The sequence below is a fragment of the Skermanella sp. genome (assembly GCF_059503625.1).
Genome location: NZ_JCACHA010000160.1, coordinates 1 through 3,645 on the forward strand (window position 1 = coordinate 1; position 3,645 = coordinate 3,645).

General features: G+C 66.4%; 5 protein-coding genes and 1 pseudogene. 4 read left to right on the plus strand and 2 right to left on the minus strand.

Annotated features, from left to right (window positions below; translation table 11 throughout):
• The 4 genes and pseudogenes from AC5JJ6_RS04310 to AC5JJ6_RS04325 form a co-directional block, all read left to right on the plus strand.
• Positions 1–747: branched-chain amino acid ABC transporter permease (locus tag AC5JJ6_RS04310; protein ID WP_496040864.1), on the plus strand; the 747-nt coding region annotated here is incomplete at its 5' end.
• A 63-nt stretch (positions 748–810) separates the two neighbouring features.
• Positions 811–1,257: pseudogene (locus AC5JJ6_RS04315) on the plus strand (ABC transporter ATP-binding protein); the annotation flags it as partial.
• A 138-nt stretch (positions 1,258–1,395) separates the two neighbouring features.
• A complete protein-coding gene (locus tag AC5JJ6_RS04320; protein WP_496040868.1) occupies positions 1,396–1,491 on the plus strand; it encodes an ABC transporter ATP-binding protein C-terminal domain-containing protein in 96 nt (31 codons plus the stop codon).
• Positions 1,492–1,494: 3 nt separating this feature from the next.
• Positions 1,495–2,181, plus strand: coding sequence for an ABC transporter ATP-binding protein (locus AC5JJ6_RS04325; RefSeq protein WP_496040865.1), 687 nt, complete (start codon positions 1,495–1,497; stop codon positions 2,179–2,181).
• 49 nt (positions 2,182–2,230) lie between these two features.
• Here AC5JJ6_RS04325 and AC5JJ6_RS04330 read toward each other — a convergent pair whose 3' ends face one another.
• Both AC5JJ6_RS04330 and AC5JJ6_RS04335 read right to left on the minus strand, forming a co-directional pair.
• On the minus strand, positions 2,231–3,169 hold the full coding sequence (locus AC5JJ6_RS04330; RefSeq protein WP_496040866.1) for an MYG1 family protein: 939 nt from the start codon (positions 3,167–3,169) through the stop codon (positions 2,231–2,233).
• Positions 3,170–3,245: 76 nt separating this feature from the next.
• Positions 3,246–3,645 (minus strand): EAL domain-containing protein (locus tag AC5JJ6_RS04335; protein WP_496040867.1); only part of this gene is annotated, 400 nt, incomplete at its 5' end.

Genomic DNA, 3,645 nt, shown 5'->3' on the forward strand with positions numbered 1-3,645 from the left:
GACGGCTCGCCGTTGATGACGTGGCCGGTCACCGTCGAGGGGACGGAGAACGCCTTCGTCGTCTGGCCGCTGGCGATGCTGATGGGCGGGTTGTTCGCCCTGGTCATCGGTGCGATCAGCCTGCGGACGACCGGCATTTCCTTCATCATGATCACGCTGGCCTTCGCCCAGATGCTGTTCTACCTGGCGATCGGCTTGCGGAAATACGGCGGGGAGGACGGCATTGCGCTCTATGGCAAGAGCCAGCTGGTGCCGCCGCTCGATCTGTTCGACCGGAACACCTTCTACTATGTCTGCCTGGGGCTGCTGGTGGCGTTCCTGGCGGTCTGCCGCCGGCTGACCCGCAGCCGCTTCGGCATGGCGGTGCAGGGTGCCCGGATCAACGAGCGGCGCATGAAGGCGCTGGGCTTCTCGCCCTACCGGTACAAGCTGACGGCCTTCGTCATCTCGGGCGCGGGGGCGGGGCTGTCCGGAGCGCTGCTGGCGAATGCGGCCGAGTTCGTCGGTCCGGCCTATATGTCGTGGCAGCGCTCGGGCGAGCTGATCGTGATGGTCGTGCTGGGGGGCATGGGCACGCTGTTCGGTCCGGTCGCCGGAGCCGCGGCCTTCCTCCTGCTGGAAGAATGGCTGGCCGACCTGACCGAACACTGGCAGATCATCCTGGGACCGGTCCTGCTGTTCGTCGTGATCTTCGCCCGGCGCGGTCTCTGGGGCTGGGTCGCGGGTCAAGGCCGGGAGGACAGGTAGCCGATGCTGGAAACCCGCGATCTCTATAAGCACTTCGGCGGGCTGGTCGCGACCGCCCATGTCTCCCTATCGATCCGCGAGGGCGAACTGCATGCGGTGATCGGCCCCAACGGCGCCGGCAAGACCACGCTGATCGCCCAGCTGGCGGGCGAGCTGCGGCCCGATGGCGGCGCCATCCTGTTCGACGGAAAGGACATCACGCGGACGCCGGTCCAGCGCCGGGCCGCTTCCGGGCTCGCGCGCTCGTTCCAGATCACCAGCGTCTTTCCGTCGTTCAGCGCGCTGGCGAACGTGGCGCTGGCCGTCCAGGCCCATGCCGGGCACAGCTTCCGCTTCTGGCGCAGGGCGGCACGCGATGCGGCGCTGACAGGCCCGGCGCGGGACGCGCTGGAACTGGTCGGGCTGGGTTCGCGCGCCGACGTTCCGGCCGAGTTGCTGTCGCATGGCGAACAGCGGCAGCTGGAGATCGCGATGGCTCTGGCGACCCGTCCGCGCATGCTGCTGCTCGACGAGCCGATGGCCGGCATGGGACCGGCGGAAGGGGCTTCGATGGTGGACCTGCTGCGGAAATTGAAGGGGCGCTACACGATCCTGCTGATCGAACACGACATGGACGCGGTCTTCGCCCTGGCCGACTGGATCACCGTGATGGTCCACGGCGCCGTCATCGCCACCGGCACGCCGGAAGAAATCCGCTCCGACGCGGAAGTGCGCCGCGCCTACTTGGGCGAGGAGACCGTCTGAGCCATGCTCCAGGTCAACGACGTCCACACCTTCTACGGTACCAGCCAGGCATTGTTCGGCATGTCGATGACGGTCGGCGCCGGCGAGGTCGTGACCCTGCTGGGACGGAACGGCATGGGCAAGACGACGACGGTCCGGTCGATCATGGGCCTCACTCCCCCGCGCTCCGGCACGGTCATGTTCGAGGGCGCCGTGATTACCGGGCTGCCTTCTTTCAAGGTCGCCCAGGCGGGCCTGGGGCTGGTGCCGGAAGGGCGGCAGATCTTCGGCAACCTGACGGTGCGGGAAAACCTGATCGCTACAGCCCGACCGGGACCCTGGGACCTGACGGCGGTCCACGCCATGTTCCCACGGCTGAGGGAGCGCGGCGGCAACATGGGCAACCAGCTTTCCGGCGGCGAGCAGCAGATGCTGGCGATCGGACGGGCCTTGATGACCAACCCGCGCCTGCTCATCCTGGACGAGGCGACGGAAGGGCTGGCGCCCCTCATCCGGCAGGAAATCTGGCACTGCCTATCCGGGCTGAAGGCGGCCGGGCAGGCGATCCTGCTGATCGACAAGAACATCGAGCCGATGCTGCGTCTGGCCAACCGGCACTACCTGATCGAGAAGGGCCGGGTGGTCTGGTCCGGCACGTCGCCGGAACTGGAGGCGCTGCCAGAGCTTCGGCAGCGGTATCTCGGTGTTTGACCGCGCAGGCTTTCCCCGATCGGCGCCTGATCCGTCTCGGCGACTGGCTTTACTGGCCGGCGATCGCCGCTTCCAAGGCTTTGCGCGCCATGGAGAGCGCGCCTTCCTTGCTTGCGGCGGCGCCGCAGAACCGGGCGGCATGGACGAAGACCGCATCGGGAACGCCGGAAGCCTTTCGGATTTCGGCATCCCTCAGTCCCGCCCACTCCAGGGGAAGCGGAACCCGCTGGTCGAAGCCGCCGGGCGCTTCGGGCATCGCGGCGATCATCCAGTCGCCGTCCCGCTGATATATCGCATAAACGACGGGCAGGCGGCATTCATGGACGACGCCTTGCCAAGGCATGCTTCTGGGCAATTCCAGTATGCGCGGGTCTGCTCCGGCCGCATGCGCTTGCAATACCAGGTTGCGCGACAGGATATGGGCAAGCTCCCGCTTCGCGACGCGGCACAACGTATCCGCCGCGAACCCGGCTGCTGCCCGGAAATGCCCGTCGGCATCGCCGTCCTCTGTCCAATTCGGATTGAAGGTGTCGATCTGGTCGGCGTAGGACAGGAGCGAGGGCTTTTCCTCCCCGGTATCGACCCGGTCGATCTGCCGGATGAATCCGTGGTCTATCCTGGACCAGAGTTCCTCGATATTGGCGTTCACATCGTCGGGCTTCAGACCGTCGATGCGGGACCCATCCGCCATGTTCCTGAGGGCGGAACGGCCGAAATCCCGCCATATCAGTCCGGCCGAGCTGTAGAGATGACCATCGTCGCGCTTCGGCGCGCGGTCGGCCGGCATGTGGTGGTCGTACCGTCCCTGCTCGGGAGCGTAGACGCCTCCGACGTCGAAGACGAGCGCCGCCTGAGCTATCAGTTCCGCGGAACGGCTGCGCACGAACGACGCGGCGACCCCGGCATCCGCAGCGCACAGGATCGAAAAGGCCGTCACCTCGTCCGCATGGAAGTATCCCGAATGCGTAAGGGCGCGAATAGTCGCCATGGGGCCGCCTGCCTTCGTTGTCCGATCTCCATCGCTTCTCCGGCTATCGAAGTCAAGACAAGTTCCAGCCGCGCGGTCAGCCCCAGCTTTCGACGGCGCCCTGCCGCCGGGCACGAACCCGTGGCGCCGCCGGATTTGCCGCCATCCTCGAAGTCCATTCGGGTATCGGTGACGGCTTGCCGAACAGCCATCCCTGTGCAAGCGTGACGCCGGCATTCCGCAGGAAATCGCCTTGATCGGTCGTTTCCACCATCTCACCGACGGTTTCGATGCCAAGATCGCCGCAGAGGCGGACAAGGCCCCGCAGCAGCACGTCGTCCCTACGGGAAGTGCCGATGCGCTTGATATAGGAGCCATCGATCTTGACCCCGTTGACGGTCAATGCCTGCAAGTATTCGATCGAGGCGGCGCCCGCTCCGAAGTCGTCGAGATAAACGGCGAAACCCCGCCGCCTGATCTCCTGGATCACGCGCTCG